Source organism: Streptomyces sp. Act143 (assembly GCF_003143935.1).
In the GTDB taxonomy this organism is placed as follows: Bacteria; Actinomycetota; Actinomycetes; order Streptomycetales; family Streptomycetaceae; genus Streptomyces.
The window spans coordinates 1,366,217-1,392,378 of the sequence record NZ_QFRX01000001.1; the positions used below are offsets into that span (position 1 = coordinate 1,366,217).

The following is a 26,162-nucleotide window of genomic DNA, read 5'->3' on the forward strand; positions in this document are numbered from 1 at the left end:
GAACCCTCCCTGAACACCCCGCTCGCCGAAGTCCTTTCCATATCCCTGCTCGTCGCCGTACTCGCCTGGGCCGTGATCCGTCCGCGCGGGCTGCCGGAGGCGGTGCTGGCGGTCCCCGCGGCCGGGCTCGCGATCGCCACCGGAGCGATCTCGCCGGACCACGCGTGGTCCGAGGCAGAACGGCTCGGACCGGTCGTCGGCTTCCTCGCCGCGGTGCTGGTGCTCGCCCACTTCTGTGACGTCGAGGGGCTCTTCCGGGCCTGCGGCGCCTGGATGTCCCGCCGGGCCGCGGGCCGTCCCGGCGCCCTGCTGACGTCGGTGTTCGGGCTCGCCTCGGCGATCACGGCGGTCCTCAGCCTGGACGCCACGGTGGTGCTGCTCACGCCGGTCGTGCTGGCCACCGCCGCCCGCGGCGGCGTACGGGCCCGGCCGCACCTGTACGCCTGCGCGCATCTGTCGAACACCGCGTCGCTGCTGCTGCCGGTGTCCAACCTGACCAACCTGCTGGCGTTCGAGGCGAGCGGACTGAGCTTCACCCGGTTCGCGGCGCTCATGGCGCTGCCGTGGCTGGTCGCGATCGGCGCCGAGTTCCTGGTGTTCCGGCGCTTCTTCGCGGACGACCTCCAGGCCGCCGTCACCGCCCCCGACTCCGGCGAGGCGCCCGAGCTGCCGGTGTTCGCGCTCGTCACCGTCGGCTGCACCCTGGCCGGGTTCGTGGTGGCGTCCGCCGTCGGGATCGAGCCGGCGTGGGTGGCGCTGGCGGGTGCGCTGGTGCTGGCCGGGCGGGCGCTCGCGCGGCGCCGGGCCACGCCGCTCACCGTGGTGCGGGCCGCCGCTCCGGGGTTCCTGGCGTTCGTGCTCGCGCTGGGCGTGGTGGTGCGCGCGGTCGTCGACAACGGGCTCGCCGACGCCCTCGACCGCGTGCTGCCCGCGGGGTCCGGTGCGGTGGCCCTGCTCGGGATCGCCGTACTGGCCGCCGTGCTGGCCAACCTGATCAACAATCTGCCCGCGGTGCTGGTCCTGCTGCCGCTCACCGCCGCGGCCGGGCCGGGCGCCGTGCTCGCGGTGCTGATCGGCGTCAACATCGGCCCGAACCTCACGTACGCCGGTTCGCTGGCGACGCTGCTGTGGCGGCGGATCGTGCAGCGCGCCGGGCAGGACGTCGAGCTCGGCGAGTTCACCCGCCTCGGCCTGCTCGCCGTCCCGGCGGCGCTGGTGCCGGCCACGCTGGCCCTGTGGGGATCGATCCAGTTGCTCGGGATCTGAGCCCCGGCCAGGTCAGCGCCGACCGCCGCCGTGACCGCCGTAGCCCCCGTATCCGCCATATCCGCCGCCGTACCCGGAGCCGTACTGGCCGTCCCAGGAGCAGGTGTTTCCGTAGGAGTAGCAGGGCGCGTCGCTCGGGTACGCGCTGCTGGGGGCCGGTGCGGCGGTCGACGGGGCCGGGGACGGCGTCGGTGCGGGGCTCGCCTTCTCCGGCGTGGGCGTGGGGGTCGGTGCGGGCCTCCGAGTGGACTCGGCCATCGCGCCCCAGTTGACCCACTCCATCTGGAGGTCGGCCTTGGAGGTGTCGAACACCCAGCGCTGGACGGCGGTGTCGTCCGCGCGGGACTTCAGGACCAGGGCGCCGGTGCCGTCGGTGGCGGCGGGGGTCAGGGCCAGGTCCTGGTCCGAGCGCGGCACCAGGTTGCCGCGCCGGGTGAAGTCGTACCGGACGTTGCGGGTCCCGGTCTTCGCGGTGCCGGTGCACGGGGCCAGCTGCACCGAGTAGCCGAGGTGCGAGTCGAGGCAGAGCTCGGGGTCGGCGGCGCTGCGCAGCAGTCCGTCGGTCTCGTACGTCCACTGCTGTGCGGCGTCCGAGGAACAGTCGGTGACCTCGGTCTCGGCGCCCTTGACGGCCTTCTCGCCGACGACGGCGACACAGAGCCCGGAGTCGACGTTGTGGATGCGCCCGCTCAGGGGGCCCTGCCCCTTCTCCCCGGCGCCGACCCAGGCCGGGTCGGTGGTGGAGCGGTCCGTGCCGGTGCCGGGCGTGTCGGAGGCCCGGGGGCCCGCTGCGGGGGCGGTGTCGTCGCCGTCGCCGACGGACCACAGGACCAGCGGGAGGACGACGAGGGCGCTCGCGGTCGCGACGGCCGCGGAGAGGTTGCGGCGGCGGGCCGCGGCCTTCTTCGCCGAGTGGCGTCTGCGGGTTCTTCGCCCCGGTGCGGGGGCCGCGTCGGCGACCGGGGCGCCGGGGACGGAGGGCGCGGTGCGGGGCACGGGCGGCGCGTCGAAGAAGGGCTCGCCCGCGAGGGTGGGGACGCCGGATTCCTCGGCCGCCGCCGGTGTCCGCGCCACCTCCTGCGCGGCCCGGATCTCCGCGTAGGCGCGTCCGCCCCAGCCGAGGACCGCCTCGGCCAGGGCGACGCCGAGGCCCTGGTCGTTGAACTGGTTCAGCTGGTCGGCGGTGTGCCGGCAGTGCGCGCAGCGGTCCAGGTGGGCCCGCAGGTCGGGGTCGACGGCGATGCCGCCGCGCCGGTACGTGACGTCCAGCATCCGCAGGAAGCTGCGGCACTCCTGCTCGGGCGCGAGTTCGCGGTGGACCTGGAGGCACTCCTCGCGCAACCGCTCGCGGGCCCGGCCCAGTTCGACCGGGACGTCCTCCGTTTCCAGGCCCAGCAGGGCGCCCGGTATCTCCAGCGGCTCGGCCTCGGCCTCGCTGTGCCACAGCAGTGCGCGGGCGGACTGGGGCAGCCGCTGGAACGCGCCGGACAGCAGCCGCCGGTCGGCCGGCGGCAGCAGCCGGGCCGCGGCCCGCTCGCCGTCGCCCGTCCCGGAGCGCAGTTCGGGGTGGAGCTGTTCACGCCGGCGGTCGGTGTCCCACTCGGCGGCGATCCGCCGCACGGTGACGAGGATCTGCGGGCGCCAGGCGGCCGTCGGTCCGTTGTGCCGCAGGGATTCGCCGAAGAGCCGGGTGAACGCGGCGGTGGTGAGCATTCCCGCGGAACGCGGTCCGTCGGTGCACAGCCGGGCGTAGGCGAAGGCCGCTTCCCAGTGCCGGTCGAGGAGTTCGCCGACGGGATGGAGGGCGGGTGCCGTTCCCGTCCACTTCTTCAGCTCCGCGCTGAGTTGTGCGTCCGTCACGTCGAAGAGGCGGGCCGAGGCGGGGGAATTCGGCAGGCCTGCGTCTTTCACGGCGGCATTCCTCTCGGGGGCACAGCGATAAAGTCCATACCAATGGGTATGCGGTCCCGCCGACGACAGCTCTTGTGAAGCGTGGGGGGCGTACGGGAGGGGGGTCGCGCACGAACCGGAATGACCTTGTCCATGCGCCGGCAAGGCCCCACCTTTGCACAGGTCATCGAGGCGTAACAAGGGATCTCGCGGTTCTGTGCAATGCGTGCGCACAGCAGGTGTATTTGACATCGGGTCAATACCGGGAGTGTTAGTGAATGACTTTCCTGCGGCAAACCATTGAATCGCCACTCCACCGACCGTCCGACGGGTCGACGCGCGTCACGCACCAACCATTGGGCCGCCGGACCGGTACACGCCCGGCGGCATACCGAATCGCTCACGGAAGACGCGGTGGAAATGGAACGGACTCGCGAAACCCGAGGCCAGAGCCACCCGTTCCACGGACAGATCGGTGACCTCCAGCAGCCGTGCGGCGTGCCGCAGCCGCGCCTCGCGCAGGGCCCGCATCGGTGACCGGCCGACCTGCCGGGTGAACAGGTGCGTCAGCCGGGAGGGGGACAGCGAGACGTGCGCGGCGAGTGAATCGACGGTGTGGGGTGCGCCGGGGTCGGCGGCGATGAGCTCCTGGACGCGGGCGATGCGGGGGTCGAGGCCGGGGATCGGGGACCGTCGACGGGCGCCGGTGGCGGTGAGCAGGACGACCTCCTCCAGGGCGCACAGGGCGAGTTCACGGGCGGCGGTGTCGTGCGCGACGGCGATGCGGTCGTCCGGGGAGTCGTGCATGCGGTGGAAGGCGGCCTCGACGCGCCCGTGCAGTGCGGTCGGGGTGGGGGTGACGACGTACAGGCCGTCGCCGCGGTCGTACGGGCGCAGCCAGGGCAGCCAGGTGGGCCGGGCCTGGCAGTGCACCCACCAGAACCGCCAGTGCCCGGCGCCCGGTTCGACGCCGTAGCCGTGCGGGGAGCCGGGGGCGAGGGCGACGAGGTCCCCGGTCCCGGCCCGGGCCACGGCCGACCCGTGGCGCAGGTGCCCGCTGCCGCCCGTGGTCCAGGTGAACAGCCAACTGTCCGGCCCCTGCGGACGGTTGACGAAGTAGCCCGGCGACTCGTCGTAGCGGCCCAGCACGACCAGGCCCGGGGGCGGTGCGGGAACGCCCGGAGCAGCAGTCCCGGGCAGTCCGTCAGCGGTCATGGGCATCCTCTCGAAGTCGCGTCCTGCCTAGCGTGACATGCGGCACGAACACCGACCGAGGAGTGGACGCATGACAGTGGCGGGCAGGGAAGCCGTCGACCTGGTGAGGCGGTTCGAGGAGGACGGGTTCATCGTCGTACGCGGGTTGTTCGATGAGGACGAGATCGACCGGCTGTGCGCGGAGTTCGCGGCGCTGCACGCGGCCGGACCGGTGCGCGGGCACTTCGAGCCGCGGCCCGGCGACGACCCGCTGGCGGCGTGGCCGCGGGTGATGCAGCCGCACGAGATCAACGCGGTCGCCCGGCAGGTGCTGCTCGACGCGCGGCTGCGGGAGGTGCTGGAGACGCTGCTCGGCGAGGAGGTGCTGGCCGCGCAGAGCATGTTCTACTTCAAGCCGCCGGGCGCGCGCGGGCAGGCGCTGCACCAGGACAACTTCTATCTGCGGGTCGAGCCGGGCACGTGTGTCGCCGCCTGGGTGGCGTGCGAGGCGATCGACCGGGAGAACGGCGGGCTGGAGGTCGTGCCCGGCACCCACCGGATGGAGCTGTTCTGCCCGGAGGAGGCGGACGAGGGCGTGTCGTTCGCCCGGGAGTACGTGCCGCCGCCGGCGGGGCTGTCGGCCGTTCCGGTCGACATGGCGCCGGGGGACGTCCTGTTCTTCAACGGCAGCGTGGTGCACGGGTCGCAGCCGAACCGTAGTGCGGCGCGGTTCCGGCGCTCGTTCATCGGGCACTACGTGGGGGCGTCCGCCGAACGGATCGGGGCGTACTACCGGACGCTGTCCATGCGGGGAGAGCGCGTCGCCCTGCCGGAGAGCGAGGGCGCGGGGCCCTGCGGGACGGAGTTCGCACCGCAGGGGCCGCACTAGCCGGTGCCTGGGTTCAGTGGCCCACGACGGGGCGGGCCGTGTACGGGCGCTCCAGCTCCTCCAACTCCTTGTCGCTGAGCTTCAGTTCGACCGCCGCCACGGCGTCCTCGAGGTGGTGGGGCCGGGCCGCGCCGACGATCGGGGCGGCCACCGTCTCCTGCTGGAGGAGCCAGGCCAAGGCCACCCGGGCACGGGGCACGCCCCGGTCGTCGGCGATGCGGGTGACCGCCTCGACAATGGTGCGGTCGCCCTCCTGGTAGAGGCGGCTGCCGAAGTTGTCGTTGGCGCTGCGGTCGGTGACCGTGCCCCAGTCCCGGGTCAGGCGGCCCCGGGCGAGCGGGCTCCAGGGCAGGGCGCTGACGCCCTGGTCGGCGCAGAGCGGGAGCATCTCGCGCTCCTCCTCGCGGTAGAGGAGGTTGTAGTGGTTCTGCATGGAGACGAACTTGGTCCAGCCGTGCCGTTCCGCGGTGTACTGCATCTTGGAGAACTGCCAGGCGTACATCGAACTCGCTCCGAGGTAGCGGACCTTGCCGGCCTTGACCAGGTCGTGCAGGGCCTCCATGGTCTCCTCGACCGGGGTGTGCGGGTCGAAGCGGTGGATCTGGTAGAGGTCGACGTAGTCGGTGCCGAGGCGGGTCAGGCTGTGGTCGATCTCCGTCATGATGGCCTTGCGGGACAGACCGCCGCCGTTGGGGCCGGGCCGCATCCGGCCGTGCACCTTGGTGGCCAGCACGATCTCGTCCCGGTCGGCGAAGTCCCGCAGCGCCTTGCCGACGATCTCCTCGCTGGTGCCGTCGGAGTAGACGTTGGCCGTGTCGAAGAAGTTGATGCCCGCGTCCAGCGCCTGCCGGATCAGCGGCCGGGACGCCTCCTCGTCGAGGGTCCACTCGTGCACGCCGCGGTCGGGCAGGCCGTAGGTCATGCACCCCAGACAGATCCGCGAGACGTCCAGGCCGGTCGAACCGAGCTTCACGTACTGCATCGTTGCTGCTCCTGCCTTCCGAGTGGTTACGAAAGGGGAGCGTACGGTGTCCGGCCGCGACGATCGGCCGGTCACCGCCCGATCAGCTCCAGGGCCCGCTCCCAGCCGAACTCCGCTCCCGCCGCCCCCGTGAACGGCGGACCGAACCGTACGCCCATGCCCCGCAGCCGTGTCAGGCTGTCCCGGTAGGCGGGATGGGCCGCCAACGCGTCGGCCACGCACGGCAGTACGGCTATGGGGACGCCCAGGCCGGACGCCTCGCACAGGGTGCCCACGGCGAGCGTGTCGGCGAGTCCGGCCGCCCACTTGTTGATCGTGTTGAAGGTGGCGGGCGCGACCACGACGGCGTCCGGCGGCGGGAAGGGCCGCGGGTCGGCCGGGGTGCGCCAGGCGGAGCGGATCGGGCGCCCCGTCTGCGCCTCGACGGCGGCGGTGTCGAAGAAGCCGTTCATCGCGACGGGGGTGGCGATGACACCGACCTCCCAGTTCCGCTCCTGGGCCGCGGTGATGAGTTTGCTGACGTCGGCGGCGACACCGGCGGCGCAGACGATGACGTAGAGGAAGGGTTTCTCGGCGTGTCGGGTCACCTCGAAACCCTACTGAGGCTACTGGAGCGGGAAGGACCGCCCCTGTTCGGTCTCGGGGCGCGGGCCGAAGATGCGGCGTTCGTTCTCCTCGATGGGCACGTCGTTGATGCTGGCCTCGCGCCGGGTCATCAGGCCGTGCTCGTCGAACTCCCAGAGCTCGTTGCCGTAACTGCGCCACCACTGCCCGTCGGTGTCGCGGGACTCGTACTGGAAGCGGACGGCGATGCGGTTGCCGTCGAACGCCCACAGGTCCTTGCGCAGGGCGTACTCCGTCTCGCGGGCCCACTTCGCGGCGAGGAACGCGACGATCTCGGCGCGGCCGGTGACGAAGGTGTCGCGGTTGCGCCACACCGAGTCCTCCGAGTACGCGAGCGCCACCTTGTGCGGGTCGCGGGTGTTCCAGGCGTCCTCGGCGGCCTGCACCTTCCGGGCTGCGGTCTCGCGGGTGAACGGCGGCAGGGGCGGGCGGGCGGTCATGTCAGCCTCCAGGGACAGCAGCGGAGAACGTGCGTTCTCCCGATTGCTGCTACCGTAGGAGAACGCACGTTCTCCCGTCAAGGATCGTCGGCAACCGCCAAGGAGTGACCGCATGGACAGCGCCACCGCCCGGGAGCGGGCCCTGGACGCCGCGGAGGAGCTGTTCTACGGCCGCGGCATCCAGTCCGTCGGCATGGACGCCGTCCGGGGCGCCTCGGGCGTCTCCCTCAAGCGGCTCTACCAGCTCTTCCCCACCAAGGAGCAGTTGGTCGAGGCGTATCTGGAGCGCCGCGACGTGCGCTGGCGCGGACGGCTGGCCGAGCACGTGGCCCGGCACACGGACCCCGAGGAGCGGATCCTCGCCGTGTTCGACTGGCTGGAGTCCTGGTTCGGCGAGGACGGTTTCCGCGGGTGCGCGTGGATCAACTCGTACGGCGAGCTGGGCGCGACCTCGGCCCGGGTCACGGCTCAGGTGCAGGCGCACAAAGGGGCGTTCCGGGACGACCTCGGCGCCCTGGTCGCGGACGCGAAACTGCCCGGCGCAGTGGCCGGGCAGCTGTTCCTGCTCGCCGAGGGGGCGATGGTGACGGCGGGCATCACGGGCGGCACCGCTCCCGCGCGGGAGGCGCGCGAGGCGGCACGAGTCCTGATGCGGGCCGCCGCCCTATGACACCGTGATGGCACCCACGGGACAGGCCCGCGCCGCCTCACGCACCATCGGGTCCCCCGCGCCGTCCTCCCGGTCGGGCAGCAGCGTGCTGAATCCGTCGTCGTCCTGCGTGAATACGGACGGGGCGGCCAGCGCGCACTGGCCGGCGCCGATGCAGACGTCCTTGTCGATGTCGATGTGCATGGGCTGAGCCTCTTACCAGGTCACGGGGAGTTCCAGCATCCCCTGGACGGTGTCGCCGGGCTTGAAGGGGATCTCGTCCGCGGGGGCGGCGAGACGCAGTGCGGGCAGCCGGGTGAGCAGGGCGCGCAGGGCGATCTCCATCTCTGCGCGGGCCAGGTTCTGGCCGAGGCACTGGTGGACGCCGAAGCCGAAGCCGACGTGGTGACGGGCGGACCGGTGCCAGTCCAGGGTGTCGGGATCGGCGTAGACCTCCTCGTCACGGTTGATGACCGAGGTCGAGAAGAGCACCCCGTCGCCCGCCCGGATGGTCTCGCCGCCCGCCTCGATGTCCTCGGTGGCCAGCCGGAGCAGCCCGTCGGCGATCGAGAGCATGCGCATCAGCTCCTCGACGGCGGCGGGCAGCAGCTCGGGCCGCTCGCGCAACTCGGCGAGCCGCTCGGGGTGCTGGAGCAGGGTGAAGGTGCCGAGCGAGATCATGTTCGCGGTCGTCTCGTGACCGGCGATCAACAGGATGCTGGCGAGGGAGAGGATCTCGCCGCGGTCCAGTTCCCCGGCGCGCAGCCGGCCATGGACCAGTTCGTCCAGCACCCCGTCGCCGGGCCGCTCCTCCTTCAGCTTCCGGTCGATCAACTCCTCGAAGTAGGCGTCCAGTTGAACGCGCGCGTCCTGGGTGTCGGCGGCCCGCGGACCGCGCAGCAGCCGGCGCGACTGCTCCTCGAAGAACTCGTGGTCGGCGTACGGCACCCCGAGCAGGGCGCAGATGACCATGGACGGCACCGGCAGCGCGAACGCGCTCACCAGCTCCGCGGGCGGGCCCTGCGCGATCATCGCGTCGAGCTGCTCGTCGACGATCCGCTGGATCTGCGGACGCAGTTCGGTGGCCCGGCGCAGTGTGAAGCTGGACACCAGCATCCGCCGCTGCGTGTGGTGCCGGGGGTCGTCGACGCCGAGCAGCGCCAGGTTCCGGTTGCGCACAGCGGCGAACCGTTCCGTGACCACGGGGAAGTCCGGGCGGGCGCGGTCGGTCGACAGACGCGGGTCGGCGAGCAGGGCGCGCGCGAGGGCGTGGCCCGTGACCAGCCACGCCGGCCGGCCGTCGTAGAGGGAGACACGGGCCAGCGGGCGGCTGTCCCGGAAGGGGGTGTAGGCGGTGGGGGGATGGTAGGGACAGCTGCGGTCCTGCGGGAAGGCGACGGGTTCCGTCTGGGTGCGGGGGGTTGCCGTCATGAATGACCTCGCAGACGAAGTGAGCTACGTGCCTGATGCGTGATGCGGCATCGTGCAGATCTTCATTAGATGCCCGGGGCATCTACCTCGCGACGGCAAGTTCGGCCAGATCAGCGGCGGGGGCAGGTTGGCCGGGGATGCTCGCTCGCAATTCGAAACCGGGTGGGGCCCCCTCGGCCGTGGGGACGGGCGGCGGCCGAAAACCGGTTGTGGGCCGGCGGGCCCGCCCGCAGAATCCGGTCATGCCCACGACCCACGCCTCCCTGCCGCCGACCGCCGCCGCCACGCCGGTGCGGTTCCAGCAGCAGCCCGGCCGTCCGAAGGGGCCGACGCCTCTCGCGTCGTGACCGGGGCGCTCGTCGCGGGGCTGCTCGCGGGCTACGGCATCGCCATGCCCGTCGGCGCGGTCGCGACCTACCTCGTCTCGCTCACCGCCCGTACCTCCCTGCGCACCGGCGTCTGTGCCGCGCTCGGCGTCGCGCTCGCCGACGGGCTCTACGCCCTGGTGGCCACGGTCGGGGGCGCCGCCCTGGCGGCCGCGCTGCGTCCGGTGCTCGGGCCGCTGCGCTGGGCCTCGGCGCTGCTGCTGCTCGCGCTGGCGGTGCGCGGCGCGATCGTCGCCGTACACCGCCACCGCGCCCGCCGCACCGCCGCCCGTCCCGACCCGCCGCCGCCGAGCCCCGCCCGCGCCTTCCTGGCACTGCTCGGGATCACACTGCTCAACCCGACCACCGTGATCTACTTCGCGGCCCTGGTGCTCGGTTCCCGCACCGCGGACGCGGTCCGGCCGCTGGAGCAGGGCGTGTTCGTCCTGGCGGCCTTCGTCGCCTCCGCGAGCTGGCAGGTACTGCTGGCCGGGGGCGGGGCGCTGCTCGGCCGGGCCCTGACGGGGCGGCGGGGCCGACTGGTGACGGCGCTGGTGTCGAGCACGGTGATCGCGGCGCTCGCCGTGCGGACGACGGGGTGAGTCCGCCGCTCAGGGGGCGAAGGCCCGGGCCACGGCGAGGCTGTCCTCGTACACGTGGTGCCGGACGATCAGCCCGTCGGCGACGGTCAGGTGCAGGGCGAACCTGGCGCGGTAGGGGCGGCAGGTGGCCCGCGCCGTCTGCCGGATCTCGCCGAGGACCACCGCGTCCGCGCCGTCCACCAGGACCCGCTCGATCCGCGTGGCCGCCCGCTCCGCCACATGGTGGGCGGCCAGTTCCCGGTAGTGGGCGGCGGCGTCCGCGCGGGTCACGCGGTGGCGGATCCACGGGGTGGCGGCGCGACCGTGCTCGTCCTCGGGCCAGTCGAGCTTCCAGTCGGCGTGGTCGGCGTAGAGTTCGGCGATCCGGTCCGGGTCGCCCTGGCCGATGCGCTCCAGCAGCTCCGCGATCACCGCACGGGTCGTGGTCTCGATGGTGGCGGTCATGGGTACTCCTCCCCTTCGGCGGTTGCCACTGTGCCCCCGGCGAACCGGGCGAGGCGATTACCTCCGAGGTCATGGCGGGGTGGATGAATCCCCGGCGTTCCGGTGTTGTGGGTGGTGGCGGTCAGCCGCAGGACACGACGACGATGGGACGGATGCCATGCCTCTCAAGGGCGAGTACGAACCCAGCCCGACCGGGTGGGTGCGCGAGCAGGTGGAGCTGTACGAAAGCTCCGGCGGCACCGAGGGGACGACCCTCCGGGGCACCGGTCTGCCCGTGATCCTGCTGACCACCCTGGGCGCCCGGAGCGGCAAGATCCGCAAGACGCCGCTGATGCGGGTCGAGCACGGGGGCCGGTACGCCGTGGTGGCCTCGCAGGGCGGAGCGCCCAAGCACCCGGTCTGGTACCACAACATCAAGGCCGACCCCCGCGTGGAGCTCCAGGACGGCCCCGAGAAGACCGACATGATCGCCCGTGAGGTCACCGGCGCGGAGAAGGCCGAGTGGTGGGAGCGGGCCGTGGCGGCCTATCCCCCGTACGCGGACTACCAGCGGAAGACGGACCGCGAGATCCCGGTCTTCGTGCTGGAACCGGCCGCCGGGCACTGACCGGCCGGCACCGCGGAGGTGCTCCCGGAAAAATCTCGGGACGGGGCGCATGAAGCCCCGTCGGCCGGGCACCTGTGCGTCAGGCCCCGCCGCGCTCCCCCGTCGCGGCGGGGCTTTCTCGTGCCTCGCGCGCGGGCCGGTCGGTGATGTCGAGGAAGATCTGGTCCGTCTCGGCGAAGGTGTCGGCGACGGATCGTTTGATGCGTACGGCGACCTCCTCGACGTGCTCGCTGTCCAGCCCCGGCACCAGGTCGACCCGGGCCGCCACCAGCACGGATTCCAGTCCCGTCTTCATCGTGAACAGCGCCTCCACGCTGTCGATCTCGGGCTGCTCCTGGAGCAGTGCCCGGATCCGGCCGCTCGTCTCCGCGTCGACGGCCTCCCCGATCAGCTGGTCGCGTGCCTCCCGGCCGAGCCGGTAGGCGACGTAGACGAGCAGCGCCCCGATGGCCAGCGAGGCGGACGCCTCCCACACGACCTGCCCGGTGACCATGTGCAGGGCCATGCCGGCCATGGCCAGGGTGACGCCCAGCACCGCCGTGCCGTCCTCGGCGACGACCGTGCGCAGCGCCGGGTCGCGCAGCCCGTCGCCCATGCCGCCCTGCCGGCGCGTCTGGTACAGCGCCCGTACCAGCGACGCGCCCTCGGCGACGAGGGCGACCGCGAGGACGACGAGTCCGGCGACGTATCCGCTGAACTTCTCCTCGGCCCCGCCGCGCAGTGCCTCGAAGCCCTGGAAGAAGGAGAAGCAGCCGCCCATGACGAAGATGCCCACCGCGGCGAGGAGCGACCAGAAGAACCGCTCCTTGCCGTAGCCGAAGGGGTGCCGGGTGTCGGCGGGGCGGCGGCTGCGGCGCAGGGCGGCCAGCAGGAAGACCTCGTTGAGGCTGTCGGCGACCGAGTGGGCGGCCTCCGACAGCAGGGCCGGGGAGTGCGCGATCAGGCCGCCGACCGCCTTGGCGACCGCGATGACCAGATTGGCCGTGAGGGCCACCAGGACGGTGACCCGCGTTCTGCGGTCGGCCTGCCGGCTCTCGGCCGCCCGCGCCGAAGCCTTGGAGGCGTCCCGGGGGCGTGTGTTCAGGGGTGCGTTCGATGATGTGTTCGAAGGTGTCCCGCTCACCTTCGCCGTCTGCCCCGACTGGCGGGGCTCACACGCCGAAATCGGGGAACGCGGTCAGGGACGTCCGCACAGTGACAGGGCATGGCAAGGAGGCGGCATGAGCGGCTCGGACGGAGGCAACCGCGCGTACGGCAACCAGAAGTTCCAGCGGTCCAAGGCCCACTTCACGGACCGGATCACGGCGGACGGACGCGACGGCTGGCCGGTGGAGCCCGGCCGGTACCGCCTGGTCGTCAGCCGGGCCTGCCCCTGGGCGAGCCGGGCCCTGGTCTCCCGGCGGCTGCTGGGCCTGGAGGGCGCCCTGTCGCTCGCGGTGGCCGACCCGATCCAGGACGACCGCAGCTGGCGCTTCACCCTCGACCCCGACGGCCGCGACCCCGTCCTCGGCATCCGCTACCTCGCCGAGGCCTACGACCGGCGCGAGACCGGCTTCCCGGGCGGGGTGAGCGTGCCCGCGATCGTCGACGTACCCAGCGGGCGGCTGGTCACCAACGACTACCAGCAGCTCACCCTCGACCTCGCCACCGAGTGGCGGGCCCTGCACCGGGACGGCGCCCCCGACCTGTATCCGAGGGCGCTGCGCGACGAGATCGACACGGTGATGGCGGACGTCTACGAGGACGTCAACAACGGTGTGTACCGGGCGGGGTTCGCCACCGGGCAGGCGGAGTACGAGGACGCCTGCGCGGCGGTGTTCCGGCGGCTGGAGCTGCTGACCGCGCGGCTCGCCCGGCAGCGCTATCTCGTCGGCGACACCATCACCGAGGCGGACATCCGGCTCTTCACCACACTGGTACGTTTCGACGCCGTCTATCACGGCCACTTCAAGTGCAACCGCTGGAAGCTGGCCGAGAACGAGGTGCTGTGGGGGTACGTCCGGGATCTCTACCAGACGCCGGGCTTCGGTGACACCGTCGACTTCGACCACATCAAGCGGCACTACTACCAGGTGCACACCGGCATCAATCCGACCCGGATCGTGCCGCTCGGACCGGATCTGTCGCACTGGCTGACCGCGCATCACCGCGAGGAGCTGGGCGGCAGGCCGTTCGGCGACGGGACACCGCCGGGACCCCCGCCCCCGGACGAGCGCGTGCCCCCGCGGGGCAGGCCCGCACCGGCGTAGCCGACAACCGACGAAGGAGAGACGGATGGCCAAGAAGAGCAAGAAGAAGAAGCTGAAGCTGCCCCTCGCCTACAAGCCCCTCGGTTTCGTGCTGGGTTGGTCGAGCGGGGCGCTGGCCGGGGTCGCGTTCCGCAAGACGTGGAAGGTGATCCGGCACGAGGACGACGCGCCCGACGCCCTGGACCGCAACCGGAGTTGGGGCGAGGTGCTGCTCGCGGCGGCCGTGCAGGGCGCGATCTTCGCGGTGGTGCGCAGTGCGGTGGACCGCACGGGCGCGAAGGCCATCGAGCGGTCCACCGGCGTCTGGCCCACCGACGACGAGGGCGGCCGGGACTGACGCGGGGGCCGGCCCCGCACCGGCGCCGGGCCGGCCTCGCTTCGACTCGGGGCCGGCCCCGCACCGGCGCCGGGGTCAGCCCTGCTCCGGCACGGGGGGCCGGCCTCGCCTTCAGGCCGAGGTCAGCCCTGCTTGGGTGCGGTGGGCGTGACACGGCGCAGGGTGAAGGAGTGGCCCGCCGGGTCGGCGTAGCCGCGCTCCTCGTACGGGCCCGAGGCATCCTTGGTGTCGAGCGGGCGCCCGCCGAGTCCGACGACCTTGCGCTCGGCCTCGTCCAGGTCCTCGACGACGAAGTCGAGATGGGCCTGGAGGGCGTTCTCCGGGCGCGGCCAGCTCGGCGGCGTGGCGTTCATGTCCCGGCGGAACGCCATCCGCATCCCCTCCGACCCCCTGATCTCCACGCGGTTGGCGGTCGCGTCCGTCTCCTCGGCCTCCAGCAACTCCTTGTAGAACACGGCGAGCTTCTCCGGCTCGGCACAGTCGAGCACCACGACGCCCGCTTTCACCAGTGCCATGTCTCCTCCGAACGGTCCGGGGCGCGAGGCGTTCGTACCCCGCAGCCCTGTACCTCACGGATATCCCGGTCGACCCGGATCAGTCGGAGACCAGCCACTCCCCGTCCCGCATCAACTCCCGCCCGCCGAGTTCATTTGCCTCGCGCCAGGCCTGAACGCGCACCGGGCGGACCCTGAAGTACTCGTAAGGGGTGGACAGTTGACGTGGATCGAAGCCTGTCTTCGCCGCGAAGCGGTCACCGTCCGCAGGGGACAGTTCGGCGATGGTGACCGTCTCGACGGTGCCCTCGATCATCGTGACGTCCCTGGTCGGCCCGATGCCGAGCCGGGTGCGGCCGGTGGTGCGCAGGTTGCGGCCGGTGGGGCTCGCGGCCGGGGTGGCGAGCAGCAGGGTGGTGCCGTCCCAGAGGAAGGAGAGCGGGACGAGGAACGGCACCCCGCCGGCGGCGTCGGCCGTCGCGACCCACACGTCCTCGTCGTGCTCCAGGCGGTGCAGGGTGTCTCGCTTGCGCTGTTTCGCGGGACGTGCGGGCGGGTTCGCCATCGGCGGTCGGCCTCCTCGGGTCAACGGTCACGGACCTGACCAGTCTCGCGGTCAGACGCCCGTCCCGTCCTGGATCTCCGCGAGCCGGGCCCCGGCCGCGCTCAGCAGCAGGTCCAGCGCCATCGGGTAGGAGCTGCGCGGCATGTCCGTCACGAGGTGGCGGGCGGTCGCGGCGATGTGCGGGTGAGTGTCGGCGGGGAGCCGGGCGTACGTCGCCTCGCAGGCCCAGGTCCCGCAGGTCGGCACGCCCGTCCCCGGTGGGCCGCCAGCTGCGCAGGGTGCGGCCGATGGGCTCGTCTGTCGGCGACTTCCCCGGCATGGACGACCCGGCGCAGGCGTATCCGACGGCAGCCCGGGACAGCTCCCTGACCGCGCGGGGCGTCGGCGCCCTGTGGTGGGACCGGGGGCACGGAGCCGTGCAGATACCCGAACTGGTGGAGAAGCGGGCCGCGTTGAGCCACAGCCGGTTCCGGGCGGGCGCCGTCAAGCCGATGCTGGACGGGGTCGCCGAGACCGGGATGGCCGCACTCCTCGGCCCGTACCTGGACAATGCGGCTGCGCCACCGCCAACCGGGGCACCAGCTTCATCGACCAGAACCAACTCCCCCAGCACACGACGGAGTTGGACGCGCTCGGCTTCCAGTGCCACTTCCACGCACTGGGCGACCGCGCCGTACGCGACGCGCTGGACGCGATCGAGGCCGCGCGCGCCGCGAACGGACGGAGCGACACGCGAGCCCACCTGGCACATCTTCAGGTGGTGCACCCCGCCGACATGCCGCGGTTCGCCCGCCTCGGCGCCACGGCCACCATCCAGCCGCTGCGGGCGGCGCACGAACCGCAGATGGACGAGCCGACCATCCCCTTCCTCGGGTCCGAACGGGCCGCGTGGCACTACCCGTTCGGCGCGCTGCCGCGCTCCGGCGCCACGCTCGCGGCGGGCAGCGACGGGCCGGCCAGCAGCCCCGGTCCACCGGAGGCCATCCATGTCGCGGTCAACCCGCGGGGGCCGGGCGCGGACGGCGCGCCGGTGCGCCGGCGGACCTGGTGGTGCTGGACCGCGACCCGTTCGCCGTTCCGCCCGAGGGGATCGCGCGGACGCGCGTGGCGCTGACGTACGTGGGGGGCGCGCGAGTATACGCAGCTCAAGAGGCGTCAGCAGTAACGGAGATCACGGTCGGGTCACGGTGTAGATCATTTACGCTCTGGGAAGTCTCGTTCCGCTTCTCGCTTCAACTTTCGCATCACGAAGCTGAGTTCGAGTACGTGGGCGGTCTCCCCCTGGACCGCCCACTCCCAGGGGTGGGGGGTTCTGCGCGCCGTCTCCCGAAAGGAACCACATGCCTCAGGCCGTCACGTCCGACCTGCCCTCCGACGTCCCCACCGGCCGGCACCAGCCCACGGAAGCGGGGGACGCCCTGGCCCGCCTCCTGGTGCACCGCATCAAGGGCATCACCGAGCGGCACCGCAGGGCCCAGGACTCCGTCCGGCGGCGACTCGACGCACTAGGCACCGCCCCCGCCACCACCACGCTGCGACTGGAGGGTGCCCTCCCCCTGGCGGGACCCGCATACCTTGCGCCGGACGAAGAGGGCCAGGCCCGGCTGCGGGCGCTCGACGCCGGCCTGCGCGTGATCGAGGCAGCCTTCCCGCAGGTCGGCACCGACGCCGAGATCTGCCGACTGACCTGCGCAATGCTGGAAGGGGCCTGGCGCAGTCGCGCGCTCGCCCCGCCGCGCGAGGAGAAGCCGGCGACCGCCTGCACCTGCGCGTTGTGCCGCCGGCTGCCCGTGCCCCCCGCGCGGACGCTGGACGACTACGGCTGGCGGCAGAGCGCCGGTCGCCCCCTCGCCGTCAAGACCTGGCCGTACCGCCGGGAGCTGGACAGCGTCCTGACCGGCGGCTGGTCCTGGACCCGGCAGATGAACGACCTGGAGCACGACCTCGGCCACCGCCACCGCTTCGAGGACGACATCCTCGTCTTCCACGAGTACAAACGCGTGGTCGACACCATAGACACCACCCGCCTGACCCAGCTCATCGAGGGCCGCCTGGCCGAGAATTTCAGCACCAACACGGCGCGGGCCCTGGTCGCCGGACTCTTCGCCGCCCACAAGCGATCCGTCGACGAGTACTGGCTCCGGCAGCACGGCTCGGGCAGCGTCACGCTCCCCCAGACCAACCCGCTCAGCCACGGCACCTACTCGGCGCTGCAGATGATGGACTGCCTGTTCTGGCACGTCGCGCCGGACGCCGAGCTCTGGCAGGAGGAGAACCTCGCCTCGCTGCTGCTGTGCCGTGTCATCGACGACATGGCCGACGTCCGGGCCGACGCCCTCACCGGCGAGATCAGCAACTTCTGGCTCGCCGACCTGCCCGCCCACACCAAGGCGCTCTACGCCGCCTGCGCCATCGCCATCGTCAAGTACGGCTGCACGCCCGAGGCGCACGAGCCGATGTGGAACACCTGGCTGATGACGACGACCATCGTCTGGATGGGGCTCACGGGCCGTCACGCCCTGTGGTTCGACGGCATCACCGAGGACCTCCCGCCGGCCGAGGGCTGCCCGCTGTGCGACCTCCAGCCCAACCCGTGCACCGGCATCCTCACCGGCGGCACCACGCTCACCGTCGCCCCGCGGGCCAGTGTGCGGGCGCTGAGCGACCGGGCCGCCGAGCTGTCCGCCCGCTGCAAGGACCAACACCCGCGGGCATGGCCCCTGTTCGACGCCGAGCTGCACGCCTTCGAAGCGGTCCACGGGCCCTGGTCCGGCGACGTCGACAACGCGTGGGAGATCCTGCGCCGCACCTACGTCGCCGGTGTGGAGGCGTCCCTGGCCGAGCCGTCCCCGGAGCGCGCCCGGGGCGTCCAGGTGGACGCCGGCCTGGTCGGATCCGAACGGTTCCACGTCCTGCACGACCCTCGCACCGGCAGGGAGGACATAGCCCTGCTCGCCTACATGTTCGCCTGCGCCCACCCGCATTTCCTGTGGAACGCCACGGGGTACCGGCCGGGCGACGTCGCGGGCGACTGGCTCGACGGCTGACACCGAGAACGCCGCCGCCCGGCCGGGACTCCGGCCGGGCGGCGGTGGTGTCCGGCGGCCGCGGTGACGGCACCGGACGGTGGTGACTGCGGTGTCGGGCAGCGGTGGTGTCCGACGGCCGAGGCGTGTCAGACGGAGAACTCGACCGGCAGACGGTCCAGTCGGGACTCCCAGGTGGACGCGGTCGAGGAGAGCTCCTCCGACGGCACGGCCAGGCGCAGGCCCGGCAGCCGGTGCAGCAGCACGTCCACGCCGATCTCGATGATGGACTGGCCGATGTTCTGCCCCGGGCATTCGTGCGGTCCGGAGCTGAACGCCAGGTGCGACTGGTTGCCCTGCACGGCGACGCCCGTGTCGGGCCGTACCTCCGGGTCGACGTTGCCCGCGGCCAGGCCCAGCAGGAGCATCTCGCCCTCCTGGATGTGGTGGCCGCCGATCTCCAGGTCGGAGGCGGCGAACCGGCCCGGCAGCACGGACAGCGGCGGGGTGTCCCACATGACCTCCTCCACCACGGAGGAGATGTTCAACTGCCCGCTGACCAGACCGGCCAGCCGGGCGGCGTCGGTGAGGACCAGGTGCAGCACCCGGGCCAGCAGGTTGCTGGTGGTGGTGTGGGCGGCGATCAGCACCAGACGCAGATGGCTGACGACCTCGTCGTGGTCGAGCCCGGCCGGGTGCTCCAGCAGGGCCGTGGTGAAGTCGGCGCCCGGCTCGGTCCGCTTGCGCTCGGTCAGTTCCGACAGGATCTGCATGATCCGGTCGTTGTGCTCCAGGGCACCCTCGCCGCCCTTGAGGACCTGCGCGCACGACTCGACCAGGCGTCGCCCCTCCGCCGTGGGAAGGCCGAGGATCCGGGTGAGCACGAGCATCGGCAGGTACTCGGCGTAGTCGGCCACCAGGTCGGCGCGCCCGGCGTCGGCGAACGCGTCGATCTGCTTGTTCGCGAAGAACGTGGCGTGGCGGCGCACCCCCCGGCTGGACGCCGCGAGCAGCCCGTCGGTGACCGCGCCGCGCAGCCGGCGGTGCGGTTCGCCGTCCTGGGAGATGCAGTCGGGCCGCCAGCCGACCATCGGGATCAGCGGGTGCGTCTCCGGGATGTGCCCCTCCCGCCAGTCCCGCCAGATCCGCGCGTCCCGGCTGAACTGGCGCGGGTTGTCCAGCACCCGCCGGTTGTCCCGGTAGCCGAGGACCAGCCAGGCGGGGACGTCGCCCTCCAGGAGCACCGGCGCGATCGAACCGTGCTCCTTGCGCAGCCGCTCGTAGATCCCCTGCGGGTCGGTCTCCGCCTCCGGCCCGTACAGCCGGGTGACATCGACTCCGGCGTGGGCGACGGGGCAGCCGCGCGGGGCGTCGGTGCCGTTTAAGGGCTGATCGGTCATCGGGACTCCAGAGCGACGGCAGAGCGGTCCTTCAGGTGACGTATCAGGGTGACGAGCACGTCCCGGCTGGACGCCCGGTCACGGGCGTCGCAGGCCACGACCGGAATGTGCTCGGGGATGTCGAGGGCGTCGCGGATCTCCTCGACCGGATAGTCCTTGGAGTCCGGGAAGACGTTCAGGGCGACGACGAAGGGGACGTTCTGCCGCTCCATCTCCTCGATCGCCCGGAAGCTGGAGGCCAGCCGGCGGGTGTCCACCAGCACGACCGCGCCGAGCGCGCCCTTGAACAGTCCGTTCCACAGGAACCAGAACCGCTCCTGGCCGGGAGTGCCGAACAGGTACAGCATCAGGCTGTCGTTGAGGCTGATCTTGCCGAAGTCCAGGCTGACGGTGGTCTCCGTCTTCTCCGCGACGCCGATCAGGTGGTCGACGTCGGCGCTGGCCTGGGTGAGGGTCTCCTCGGTGGTCAGCGGCTTGATGTCGCTGACGGAGCGGACCATGGTGGTCTTCCCGGTGCCGAAGCCGCCGGCGATCATCACCTTCACCGAGCGGGTGCCCTCGCCACCCGGCCCGCCGGGGTGGTCAAAGCCTTTCAAGTCCACTGAGTACCTCCTCAAGCAGCGCGAGGTCGGGCCCGCGGCGGGCGTCGTGCGCCGGGATGGGGTCACGGGCTTCCACACGGTCTGCCTCCAGCAGGTCCGCCAGCAGCACCGCGAGAATGTTGAACGGCAATCCGAGGTGGGCGCCGAGTTCGGCGACCGACAGCGGATCACGGCAGCGCCGGAGGATCTCCTCGTGCTCGTGCTGCATCCCCGGGACGGGGGCGGTGCGGGAGACGATGAGGGTCGCCACGTCGAGACTCGACGCCGAACCGCCCGGTCCGCTGCGTCCTCCGGTGAGGACGTAGTAACGCTCGAGACCGGACGGATCCGTGGGCCGGCGGGGAGCACTCATGCAGAGTGCTCCTCCAGGCGCGGAGTGGTGCCGAGGAGCTCGCCCATCCTGCGGGCCAGATCCCTCATCTGATGTCCGAGCAGGCCCTGGTCGAGACCTTCCCGGGCGAGCACGCCGAGGTACGTCTCCACGCCCGCGCGGACGACGAAGAGGTGGCCGCCGTCGACCTCGATCATCGCCAGCCGAAGCTGCCCCGCGTACTTGGGGAACTGCTCCGCGACCGGCTGGGCCAGCGCCTGGAGGCCGGCCACCACCGCCGCGAAGCGGTCCACGTCGTCGGGGTCCTCGGCGCCGAAGGAGGTGATGGCCTTGCCGTCGCTGGAGGCCACGAGGGCGAAACGGATCTCCGGGATGGACTCCACGAGATCGCGGAGCGCCCAGCTCACGTCGGTTCCCTGTTGCGTCATGTCGACTCAGTCGCTCTCTTCAGTGCGGTGCTCGGTGGACTCGCGGCCGTCGGCCGTGGCGTCGCTGCCACGGTCCGGGTCGGACTCGCGTCCGGCGGTGGCGAAGGCGGCCAGACCGGCGAAGGACGCGTCCGGCGGGACGGCGGAGACGGCCGACGTCTCCTCCGGAGTCCGCTCGGTGCGCTCGCCCGGCTGGTGACGGGCCTCCTCGCTCCGCCTGCTTCTGCGCCGGGGCAGCCCGCCGGGCGTGGTCTCCGTGGTCTCCGTGGTCTCGGGGACCTCGGTCGTCCCGGTCGCCGGGGGCATCGGCTTGCCCTCCCGGACAGGTGCCGGGGCGGAGGCCTGCACCACCGGTGCCGCCGTGGGCAGCGGGCTGAAGTACTTGTGCGGGACCACCACGACCACCGAGGTACCGAGCCAGGGCGAGTCCGCGAAGGTGACGCGGATGCCGTAGCGGCGGGCGAGGATGCCGACGACCCGCAGGCCGATCGTGGCGTCCTCGGAGACACCGCCGAGGCCGGGACCGGAGCCGGTACCGGCTAGGGCCTGCTCGGCCTCGCGCTTCTTCTCCTCGCTCAGACCCTTGCCGGAGTCCTGGATCTCGATGCCGACACCGTTCGGCACCTCCTTGCCGGAGACGAGCACCGGCTCGGTGGGCGGCGAGTAGCGGGCCGCGTTGTCCAGGAGGTGGGCGAAGATGAGCGTGAGGTGGTCCACCAGACCGCCGTCGACGCCGAGTTCGGGCAGCTGGCGTACGTCCACCCGGTGGAAGTCCTTGATCCGGCCGATGCCGCCGCGGACCACGCTGAGCAGTCGCTGCGGTTCCTGCCACTGCCGGCCGGGCCGGTCGGAGCCGCCCAGCACACCGATGCTGGCGGCGAGACAGTCGGCGGGGCCGATCTCCTGGTCCAGCTCCATGAGCCCTCGCGCCACCGACGGCAACCGGCCGTGCTCGCCTTGCATCTCGTGCAGCCGGCCGCGGAGCTTGCTGGTCAGCACGTGGATGCGGTTGCCGATGCCGATGACGGCCTGCTCGGCGGCGGTGGACCGGTCGAATTCGCGCTCCACGCCGATGAGCGAGGTCCGCAGCACCTTGCGCAGCTCGGCCTGGAGCTCCGAACTCACCTTGGCGCACTGGTTGGTGGCCGGCAGCAGGTCGTCCACGGCCTCACCGGAGCGCAGTTGCTCCAGAGCGTCGGGCAGCTGCTCGTCGGCGAGCCGGGCGACCGCGGACAACTGGTGGGCCAGCTGCTCCTGCCAGACCTCCGCCTGATCGGCGAGCTGCGCCTCGTACGACGAGGCCTGCTCGGTCAGCCGGTCCTCGTAGGCGCGGGCCTGTTCGGCGAGCCGCTCCTCGTAACCGGCGATCTGCTCGGCGAGCCGCTCCTCGTACCCCGCGGCCTGGTCGGCGAGCCGGGCGTCCTGGGCGGCGTGCTCGGCGGCGAACTTCCGCTCCAGCCCCGCGACATGGTGCTGCCACTGCTGGGAGTGCTCGGCCTGCGAGGCGCGGAAACCGCTCTCGGCCTGGTGGAGCTGCTTGCGGGTGCGGACCAGGAGCCGGACGCACACGGAGCTCGCCGCCGTCGCGGCGGCTCCGGCGACGGCCGCGGTGACCTGCTCCGAACTCATGAACGTGGCGGCAACCGTCCCGCCTCCTAAGGCCAGCGGCATCAGCCACCAGCTGTACCAGGCGACCGGGGCCCGCGCCGCCGGCGGCGGAGTGGCGAGTTCCATCTGCATCCTTCGAAGCAACACGATCGAACAGGGGGGGGTGTGCATGGGGAAAGCGCACTGACCAATACGCACCGCGGGACGACCGATCACGACCGAGTCAACTCGCAGCGCCGCCAGGGAGCTTATCGGGTTTGAACCCGAAAGGATCAACTCCCCGCCCCCGGCGGAGGTGAGGGTTCCGTCACGCTCGGCCAGTTTCGAACAGTCGACAAATACCCATACTGACCAGCACAGTTGTAAAAACGGACGTTGTCAGCGGGCGACAAATCACCACCCCACGGCTGTCCGCCGGTGATAAGCCCTGACGTATTACTGATGGGTATCGTCGCAGTAGTGTCGAAGAGAGCCGCCATGGTGACCGATGACGGGGGCGGTCCGTTCGCGGCGTTGCTCCCGGGTCTGCACCATCACCTCAGACCGTTCTTCGCCGGCATCACCGAGGAGGTCGAACGGGCGATCAGGACCGAGATCCCCGAGTACGCGCGCCCCGCGGACGACACCTGCATGCAAGCGGTGCGCCGGGGTGTGGACCACGCCCTCCACGGGTTCCTGGAACGGATGGGGAAGCCGGACAGCGACTGGGAGCCGGCGCAGGAGACCTACCGACGCATCGGGCGCGGGGAGGCCGAGGAGGGGCGCAGCCTGGACTCGTTCCAGTCGGCGCTGCGGCTCGGGGCGCGGGTGACCTGGCGCCGGGTGAACGCACTGGTGGACGCCGATCTGCTGCCGCACACCGTGCTGGGGGCGTTCGGCGAGGCCCTGTTCCTGCACCTGGACGAGACGGCCGAGGCCACGACCACCGGGGACACCGAGGCCCGGCTGCATGCCGCCGGTGAGCTCCAGCAGCGCCGGACGCGCCTGGTCGACCTGCCGACCGCCGACCCGCCGGCGTCGCCGGAGGCCGTCGCGGAACTGGCACACAGCGCACGCCGGCCGGTCCCGAAGTCCCTCGCGGTGGCGGCGATCGGCTACGCCCCACCGACGCCGACCGAGACCACCGCACCGGCCTCACCGCCGACGGCCGGGTGGGGCACGAAGCCCTCCGCGCAGACAGACGAACCGGGCACGAAGCAGGCGTCGTCGGCAGGCGGATCGAGAGGGAAGCCCTCGGCGACAGGCGGACCAACCGCGAACCCACCGCCCCTCAACCGGCGGAACGGGCGCGAACCCACCGCCCCTCAACCGGCGGAACGGGCGCGAACCCGCCACCACGAACGGGCACCCCAGGCGCACCCCCACCCACAACCGCCACCCCAGGCGCACCCCCACCCTGGCCCGGCGATTCGGCGGGCGGGGTGTCCGTTTCGGCGCGCGAGCCCGTCGCCGGGCCGCCGCATCCGGCGCACGGTCCCACGGCGGCCCCCTCGTCGCCACCACCCGGCCCCGCGACGAATCCGTCGCCGCCGGCACCCGCCCGTACGGCGAAACCACCGGCTCCGGCACCCGTCCGTACGGCGAGACCTGCCCCTCCGGCAGCCGCCCGTGCGGCACGACCTTCCGCTCCGGCAGCCGCCCGCGCGGCAGGACCGCCCCTTCCGGCAGCCGCCCGCGCGGCAGGACCGTCGTCTCCGGTCCGTGGCCCCATCGTGCCGCCGGAGTTTCTCGGCCGGTTCGATGTGCAGCCCGCGGTGCTGGTGGTGCCCGATCCCGAGGGGCCCGGTCGGGCGCGGGCGGTGGCCCGGGCGTTGCAGGGGCTGCGCGCGGCCATGGGGCCGGCGGTGTCCCCGCAGGAGGGCGCGCGATCACTGCGGTGGGCGGCCGAGGCGCTGGAGCTGGTGCGCCGGGGCGTACTGTGGGGCGCCGAAATGGTGCGCTGCCAGGACCACTTGGCCACGCCTCTGCTGCTGCACGACGACGCCATGGCCGACGCCATGGCCGAACGCCGGCCGCGCCCGCTGGAGCAGGTACGGCCCCCGCAGCGCGAGCGGCTCGCGGAGACGCTGCTGACCTGGCTGAGCTCCGGCCACAACGCCGGCGAGGTCGCCGCCCGGCTCGCCGTGCACCCGCAGACGGTGCGCTACCGCCTGTGCCAGCCGGACGCGTTGTCGGGGACCGACTCCAGGACTCCGTGGCCCGGTTCGAGATGATGCCGGCGCTGCGGGCGCTGCACCTGCGCCGGGGCGCTAGAGGGTCCGGCGCAGAGTGAGCAACTGCGGCCCGAAGCCGCTGCGTTCGTAGAAGCGGATTGCGTCCGTGTTGGCGCTGTAGGCGGTCACCTCGGCCTGCTCCGCCCCCGCGCCCTTGGCCCAGGCGAGGAACTCCCCCATCAGGCGGGCCCCGGCCCGGGCCCGCCGGTGGGCCGGGCTGACGTACATGCTGATCAGCGTGGCCGAGGTGATCCGCCGCTTGTCCGTCGGCCCGGTCACCGAACCCATCAGGTGACCGACGACCTGTCCGCCGTGGTCGACCACGAGCACCAGCCTGGCCGGGTCCTCGATGGCCGCGGCGAACGACTGCGCCCCGTGCTCCCGCGGCCAGTCGACGTTGATGGCCGGGTCCCGGGTGCCGCCGTCCTCCGCAAAAAGCCCCGCGCTGGAGGCGACGAGTCCCGGTATGTCCTCCGCGCGGGCCCGCCGCACGATCACGTCCTGATCACTCATGTCCGGCACGCTAGCGCCCCGCGCCGACATCATGGACACCTGTCCAGCTATAGTGGACACCTGTCCAGGAAAATCCGCAGAGACCGAGGGAGATCATGGAAGCCGTCGCGAACGTTCTGGTGGGCCTGGTGGCCGCACTGCACGTCTACATCCTGGTGATGGAGATGTTCCTGTGGCAGAGGAAGCCCGGCATGCGCTTCCACGGCTTCGACCGCGAGATGGCCAAGGCCACCGCCGGGATGGCCGCCAACCAGGGCCTCTACAACGGCTTTCTGGCGGCCGGCCTGGTCTGGGGCCTGATCGCCGCCGACCCGACCGGCTTCCGCGCCCAGGTGTTCTTCCTGTCGTGCGTCGTCGTCGCGGGCGTGTACGGCGCGGTCACCGCCAACATCCGCATCCTCGTCGCGCAGGCGCTGCCCGGTGCGCTGGCGCTGGGCGCGGTCCTGCTGGCGCGGTGACGGCCGCCGAGGACCCGCGCGCGGCCCGCACCCGCGAGAAGCTGCGGCGCGCGCTGCTCGCCGAGTGCGCCGAACGCCCGCTCGCCGAGGTCGGCGTGGCCGCCCTGGTGCGCCGGGCGGGGGTCGGCCGGGCCACGTTCTACGTGCACTACGACGGCCTGGAGGCGCTGGCCGTCGACGCCTGCGCCGATGTCGTACGCGAGGCCGTGGAGGCGCTGCACGCCTGGCGCGGACGGCCCGACCCGGTGCACGCCCCGCCCGCGCTCCCGGCGTTCTTCGCCTCCCTCGCCCCGCACGCCGGGCTGTACCGGGCCCTGTTGAGCCCGGGCGGCGGCGGTCCGCTGGGCCGGGTCCTGCACCGGGACCTGCGGGCCTACAGCCTGCGGGAGCGGGAGCTCGCGGGGGCGCCGGACGCCCCGCTGGTGGCCTCGGCGGTCGCCGCCACGTTCGCCGGGGTGCTGGCCGACTGGCTGCACGGACTCCTGGAGGCCGACGCGCACGACATCGCCGACCAGGTCTGGCAGTTGCTGGTCGCGCTGCACGCCAGCCGGTGAC

At 72.5% G+C, this 26,162-nt stretch carries 29 protein-coding genes and 1 pseudogene; 12 read left to right on the forward strand and 18 right to left on the reverse strand.

What is annotated here, in order from left to right; all coding sequences use genetic code 11:
- Positions 1–9 precede the first annotated feature (9 nt).
- A complete protein-coding gene (locus tag DI272_RS05980) occupies positions 10–1,266 on the forward strand; it encodes an arsenic transporter (RefSeq protein WP_109494102.1) in 1,257 nt (418 codons plus the stop codon).
- A 12-nt stretch (positions 1,267–1,278) separates the two neighbouring features.
- On the opposite strand, the gene DI272_RS05985 is transcribed toward DI272_RS05980, so the two are convergent.
- Together DI272_RS05985 and DI272_RS05990 are read right to left on the reverse strand one after the other, a co-directional pair.
- Positions 1,279–3,177 (reverse strand): RICIN domain-containing protein, encoded by a 1,899-nt coding sequence (locus tag DI272_RS05985; RefSeq protein WP_258314476.1) that lies wholly within the window; start codon positions 3,175–3,177, stop codon positions 1,279–1,281.
- A 321-nt stretch (positions 3,178–3,498) separates the two neighbouring features.
- On the reverse strand, positions 3,499–4,371 hold the full coding sequence (locus DI272_RS05990) for a helix-turn-helix domain-containing protein (protein WP_109494106.1): 873 nt from the start codon (positions 4,369–4,371) through the stop codon (positions 3,499–3,501).
- 70 nt (positions 4,372–4,441) lie between these two features.
- On the opposite strand from DI272_RS05990, the gene DI272_RS05995 reads away from it, so the two are divergent.
- Positions 4,442–5,239: a phytanoyl-CoA dioxygenase family protein gene (locus DI272_RS05995; RefSeq protein ID WP_109494108.1), complete on the forward strand. Its 798-nt coding sequence runs from the start codon at positions 4,442–4,444 to the stop codon at positions 5,237–5,239.
- 13 nt (positions 5,240–5,252) lie between these two features.
- Here DI272_RS05995 and DI272_RS06000 read toward each other — a convergent pair whose 3' ends face one another.
- The 3 genes from DI272_RS06000 to DI272_RS06010 all read right to left on the reverse strand — a co-directional run bounded on the left by DI272_RS06000 (position 5,253) and on the right by DI272_RS06010 (position 7,285).
- On the reverse strand, positions 5,253–6,221 hold the full coding sequence (locus DI272_RS06000; protein WP_109494110.1) for an aldo/keto reductase: 969 nt from the start codon (positions 6,219–6,221) through the stop codon (positions 5,253–5,255).
- A 71-nt stretch (positions 6,222–6,292) separates the two neighbouring features.
- Positions 6,293–6,808 (reverse strand): flavoprotein, encoded by a 516-nt coding sequence (locus tag DI272_RS06005; protein WP_109494112.1) that lies wholly within the window; start codon positions 6,806–6,808, stop codon positions 6,293–6,295.
- 18 nt (positions 6,809–6,826) lie between these two features.
- Positions 6,827–7,285 (reverse strand): nuclear transport factor 2 family protein, encoded by a 459-nt coding sequence (locus DI272_RS06010; protein ID WP_109494114.1) that lies wholly within the window; start codon positions 7,283–7,285, stop codon positions 6,827–6,829.
- 112 nt (positions 7,286–7,397) lie between these two features.
- Between DI272_RS06010 and DI272_RS06015 the strand changes: the two genes are divergently transcribed.
- A complete protein-coding gene (locus tag DI272_RS06015; RefSeq protein ID WP_109494115.1) occupies positions 7,398–7,955 on the forward strand; it encodes a TetR/AcrR family transcriptional regulator in 558 nt (185 codons plus the stop codon).
- Here the strand turns inward: DI272_RS06015 and DI272_RS06020 are convergent.
- Entirely contained in the window at positions 7,950–8,138 is a 189-nt protein-coding gene (locus tag DI272_RS06020; protein WP_109494117.1) for a ferredoxin, read from the reverse strand. The genes DI272_RS06015 and DI272_RS06020 overlap by 6 nt on opposite strands.
- A gap of 12 nt (positions 8,139–8,150) precedes the next feature.
- Entirely contained in the window at positions 8,151–9,365 is a 1,215-nt protein-coding gene (locus DI272_RS06025; RefSeq protein ID WP_109494119.1) for a cytochrome P450, read from the reverse strand.
- Positions 9,366–9,708: 343 nt separating this feature from the next.
- On the opposite strand from DI272_RS06025, the gene DI272_RS06030 reads away from it, so the two are divergent.
- Positions 9,709–10,332 carry a LysE family transporter gene (locus tag DI272_RS06030; protein ID WP_181387100.1) on the forward strand — a complete coding sequence of 208 codons (624 nt, stop codon included), beginning with the start codon at positions 9,709–9,711 and terminating at the stop codon, positions 10,330–10,332.
- Between the two features lie 9 nt (positions 10,333–10,341).
- Here the strand turns inward: DI272_RS06030 and DI272_RS06035 are convergent, their stop codons facing one another.
- Positions 10,342–10,776 (reverse strand): nuclear transport factor 2 family protein, encoded by a 435-nt coding sequence (locus DI272_RS06035; RefSeq protein WP_109494121.1) that lies wholly within the window; start codon positions 10,774–10,776, stop codon positions 10,342–10,344.
- Between the two features lie 157 nt (positions 10,777–10,933).
- On the opposite strand from DI272_RS06035, the gene DI272_RS06040 reads away from it, so the two are divergent.
- Entirely contained in the window at positions 10,934–11,383 is a 450-nt protein-coding gene (locus DI272_RS06040; protein WP_109494123.1) for a nitroreductase family deazaflavin-dependent oxidoreductase, read from the forward strand.
- A gap of 79 nt (positions 11,384–11,462) precedes the next feature.
- Here DI272_RS06040 and DI272_RS06045 read toward each other — a convergent pair whose 3' ends face one another.
- The gene (locus DI272_RS06045; protein ID WP_109500707.1) at positions 11,463–12,467 is read right to left on the reverse strand and encodes a cation diffusion facilitator family transporter; all 1,005 of its coding nucleotides are present in this window, start codon (positions 12,465–12,467) and stop codon (positions 11,463–11,465) included.
- A 136-nt stretch (positions 12,468–12,603) separates the two neighbouring features.
- Between DI272_RS06045 and DI272_RS06050 the strand changes: the two genes are divergently transcribed.
- Both DI272_RS06050 and DI272_RS06055 read left to right on the forward strand, forming a co-directional pair.
- Complete coding sequence (locus DI272_RS06050; RefSeq protein ID WP_109494125.1) at positions 12,604–13,632, forward strand: glutathione S-transferase family protein; 1,029 nt, start codon at positions 12,604–12,606, stop codon at positions 13,630–13,632.
- Positions 13,633–13,657: 25 nt separating this feature from the next.
- On the forward strand, positions 13,658–13,969 hold the full coding sequence (locus DI272_RS06055) for a DUF4235 domain-containing protein (protein ID WP_109494126.1): 312 nt from the start codon (positions 13,658–13,660) through the stop codon (positions 13,967–13,969).
- Positions 13,970–14,091: 122 nt separating this feature from the next.
- Here the strand turns inward: DI272_RS06055 and DI272_RS06060 are convergent, their stop codons facing one another.
- The 3 genes from DI272_RS06060 to DI272_RS06070 form a co-directional block, all read right to left on the reverse strand.
- Positions 14,092–14,484, reverse strand: coding sequence for a VOC family protein (locus tag DI272_RS06060; RefSeq protein WP_109494128.1), 393 nt, complete (start codon positions 14,482–14,484; stop codon positions 14,092–14,094).
- A gap of 79 nt (positions 14,485–14,563) precedes the next feature.
- Entirely contained in the window at positions 14,564–15,028 is a 465-nt protein-coding gene (locus DI272_RS06065; protein ID WP_109494130.1) for a pyridoxamine 5'-phosphate oxidase family protein, read from the reverse strand.
- 51 nt (positions 15,029–15,079) lie between these two features.
- Entirely contained in the window at positions 15,080–15,274 is a 195-nt protein-coding gene (locus tag DI272_RS06070) for a hypothetical protein (RefSeq protein ID WP_375138030.1), read from the reverse strand.
- 53 nt (positions 15,275–15,327) lie between these two features.
- Between DI272_RS06070 and DI272_RS06075 the strand changes: the two are divergent.
- A pseudogene (locus DI272_RS06075) lies at positions 15,328–16,177 on the forward strand (amidohydrolase family protein); the annotation flags it as partial.
- A 191-nt stretch (positions 16,178–16,368) separates the two neighbouring features.
- A complete protein-coding gene (locus DI272_RS06080) occupies positions 16,369–18,075 on the forward strand; it encodes a hypothetical protein (RefSeq protein ID WP_258314477.1) in 1,707 nt (568 codons plus the stop codon).
- A gap of 128 nt (positions 18,076–18,203) precedes the next feature.
- On the opposite strand, the gene DI272_RS06085 is transcribed toward DI272_RS06080, so the two are convergent.
- The 5 genes from DI272_RS06085 to DI272_RS06105 are packed head-to-tail and all read right to left on the reverse strand — an operon-like array spanning position 18,204 to position 22,549.
- Positions 18,204–19,454 (reverse strand): cytochrome P450, encoded by a 1,251-nt coding sequence (locus DI272_RS06085; protein WP_109494132.1) that lies wholly within the window; start codon positions 19,452–19,454, stop codon positions 18,204–18,206.
- Entirely contained in the window at positions 19,451–20,056 is a 606-nt protein-coding gene (locus tag DI272_RS06090; RefSeq protein WP_109494134.1) for an ATP/GTP-binding protein, read from the reverse strand. The genes DI272_RS06085 and DI272_RS06090 overlap by 4 nt, the downstream gene beginning before the upstream one ends.
- Positions 20,037–20,408, reverse strand: coding sequence for a DUF742 domain-containing protein (locus DI272_RS06095; protein WP_109494135.1), 372 nt, complete (start codon positions 20,406–20,408; stop codon positions 20,037–20,039). The genes DI272_RS06090 and DI272_RS06095 overlap by 20 nt, the downstream gene beginning before the upstream one ends.
- Positions 20,405–20,815, reverse strand: coding sequence for a roadblock/LC7 domain-containing protein (locus tag DI272_RS06100; protein ID WP_109494137.1), 411 nt, complete (start codon positions 20,813–20,815; stop codon positions 20,405–20,407). Before DI272_RS06100 ends, DI272_RS06095 begins: the two co-directional genes overlap by 4 nt.
- 6 nt (positions 20,816–20,821) lie before the next feature.
- Positions 20,822–22,549: an ATP-binding protein gene (locus tag DI272_RS06105; RefSeq protein WP_109494139.1), complete on the reverse strand. Its 1,728-nt coding sequence runs from the start codon at positions 22,547–22,549 to the stop codon at positions 20,822–20,824.
- Positions 22,550–24,135: 1,586 nt separating this feature from the next.
- On the opposite strand from DI272_RS06105, the gene DI272_RS45140 reads away from it, so the two are divergent.
- On the forward strand, positions 24,136–24,636 hold the full coding sequence (locus DI272_RS45140) for a helix-turn-helix domain-containing protein (RefSeq protein ID WP_258314478.1): 501 nt from the start codon (positions 24,136–24,138) through the stop codon (positions 24,634–24,636).
- 36 nt (positions 24,637–24,672) lie between these two features.
- Here DI272_RS45140 and DI272_RS06120 read toward each other — a convergent pair whose 3' ends face one another.
- Positions 24,673–25,149 (reverse strand): GNAT family N-acetyltransferase, encoded by a 477-nt coding sequence (locus DI272_RS06120; RefSeq protein ID WP_109494143.1) that lies wholly within the window; start codon positions 25,147–25,149, stop codon positions 24,673–24,675.
- 95 nt (positions 25,150–25,244) lie between these two features.
- Here DI272_RS06120 and DI272_RS06125 point away from each other — a divergent pair, with 95 nt between their 5' ends.
- Together DI272_RS06125 and DI272_RS06130 are read left to right on the forward strand one after the other, a co-directional pair.
- Complete coding sequence (locus DI272_RS06125; protein ID WP_109494145.1) at positions 25,245–25,607, forward strand: DUF1304 domain-containing protein; 363 nt, start codon at positions 25,245–25,247, stop codon at positions 25,605–25,607.
- A complete protein-coding gene (locus DI272_RS06130; RefSeq protein ID WP_109494147.1) occupies positions 25,604–26,161 on the forward strand; it encodes a TetR/AcrR family transcriptional regulator in 558 nt (185 codons plus the stop codon). The genes DI272_RS06125 and DI272_RS06130 overlap by 4 nt, the downstream gene beginning before the upstream one ends.
- Position 26,162 lies beyond the last annotated feature (1 nt).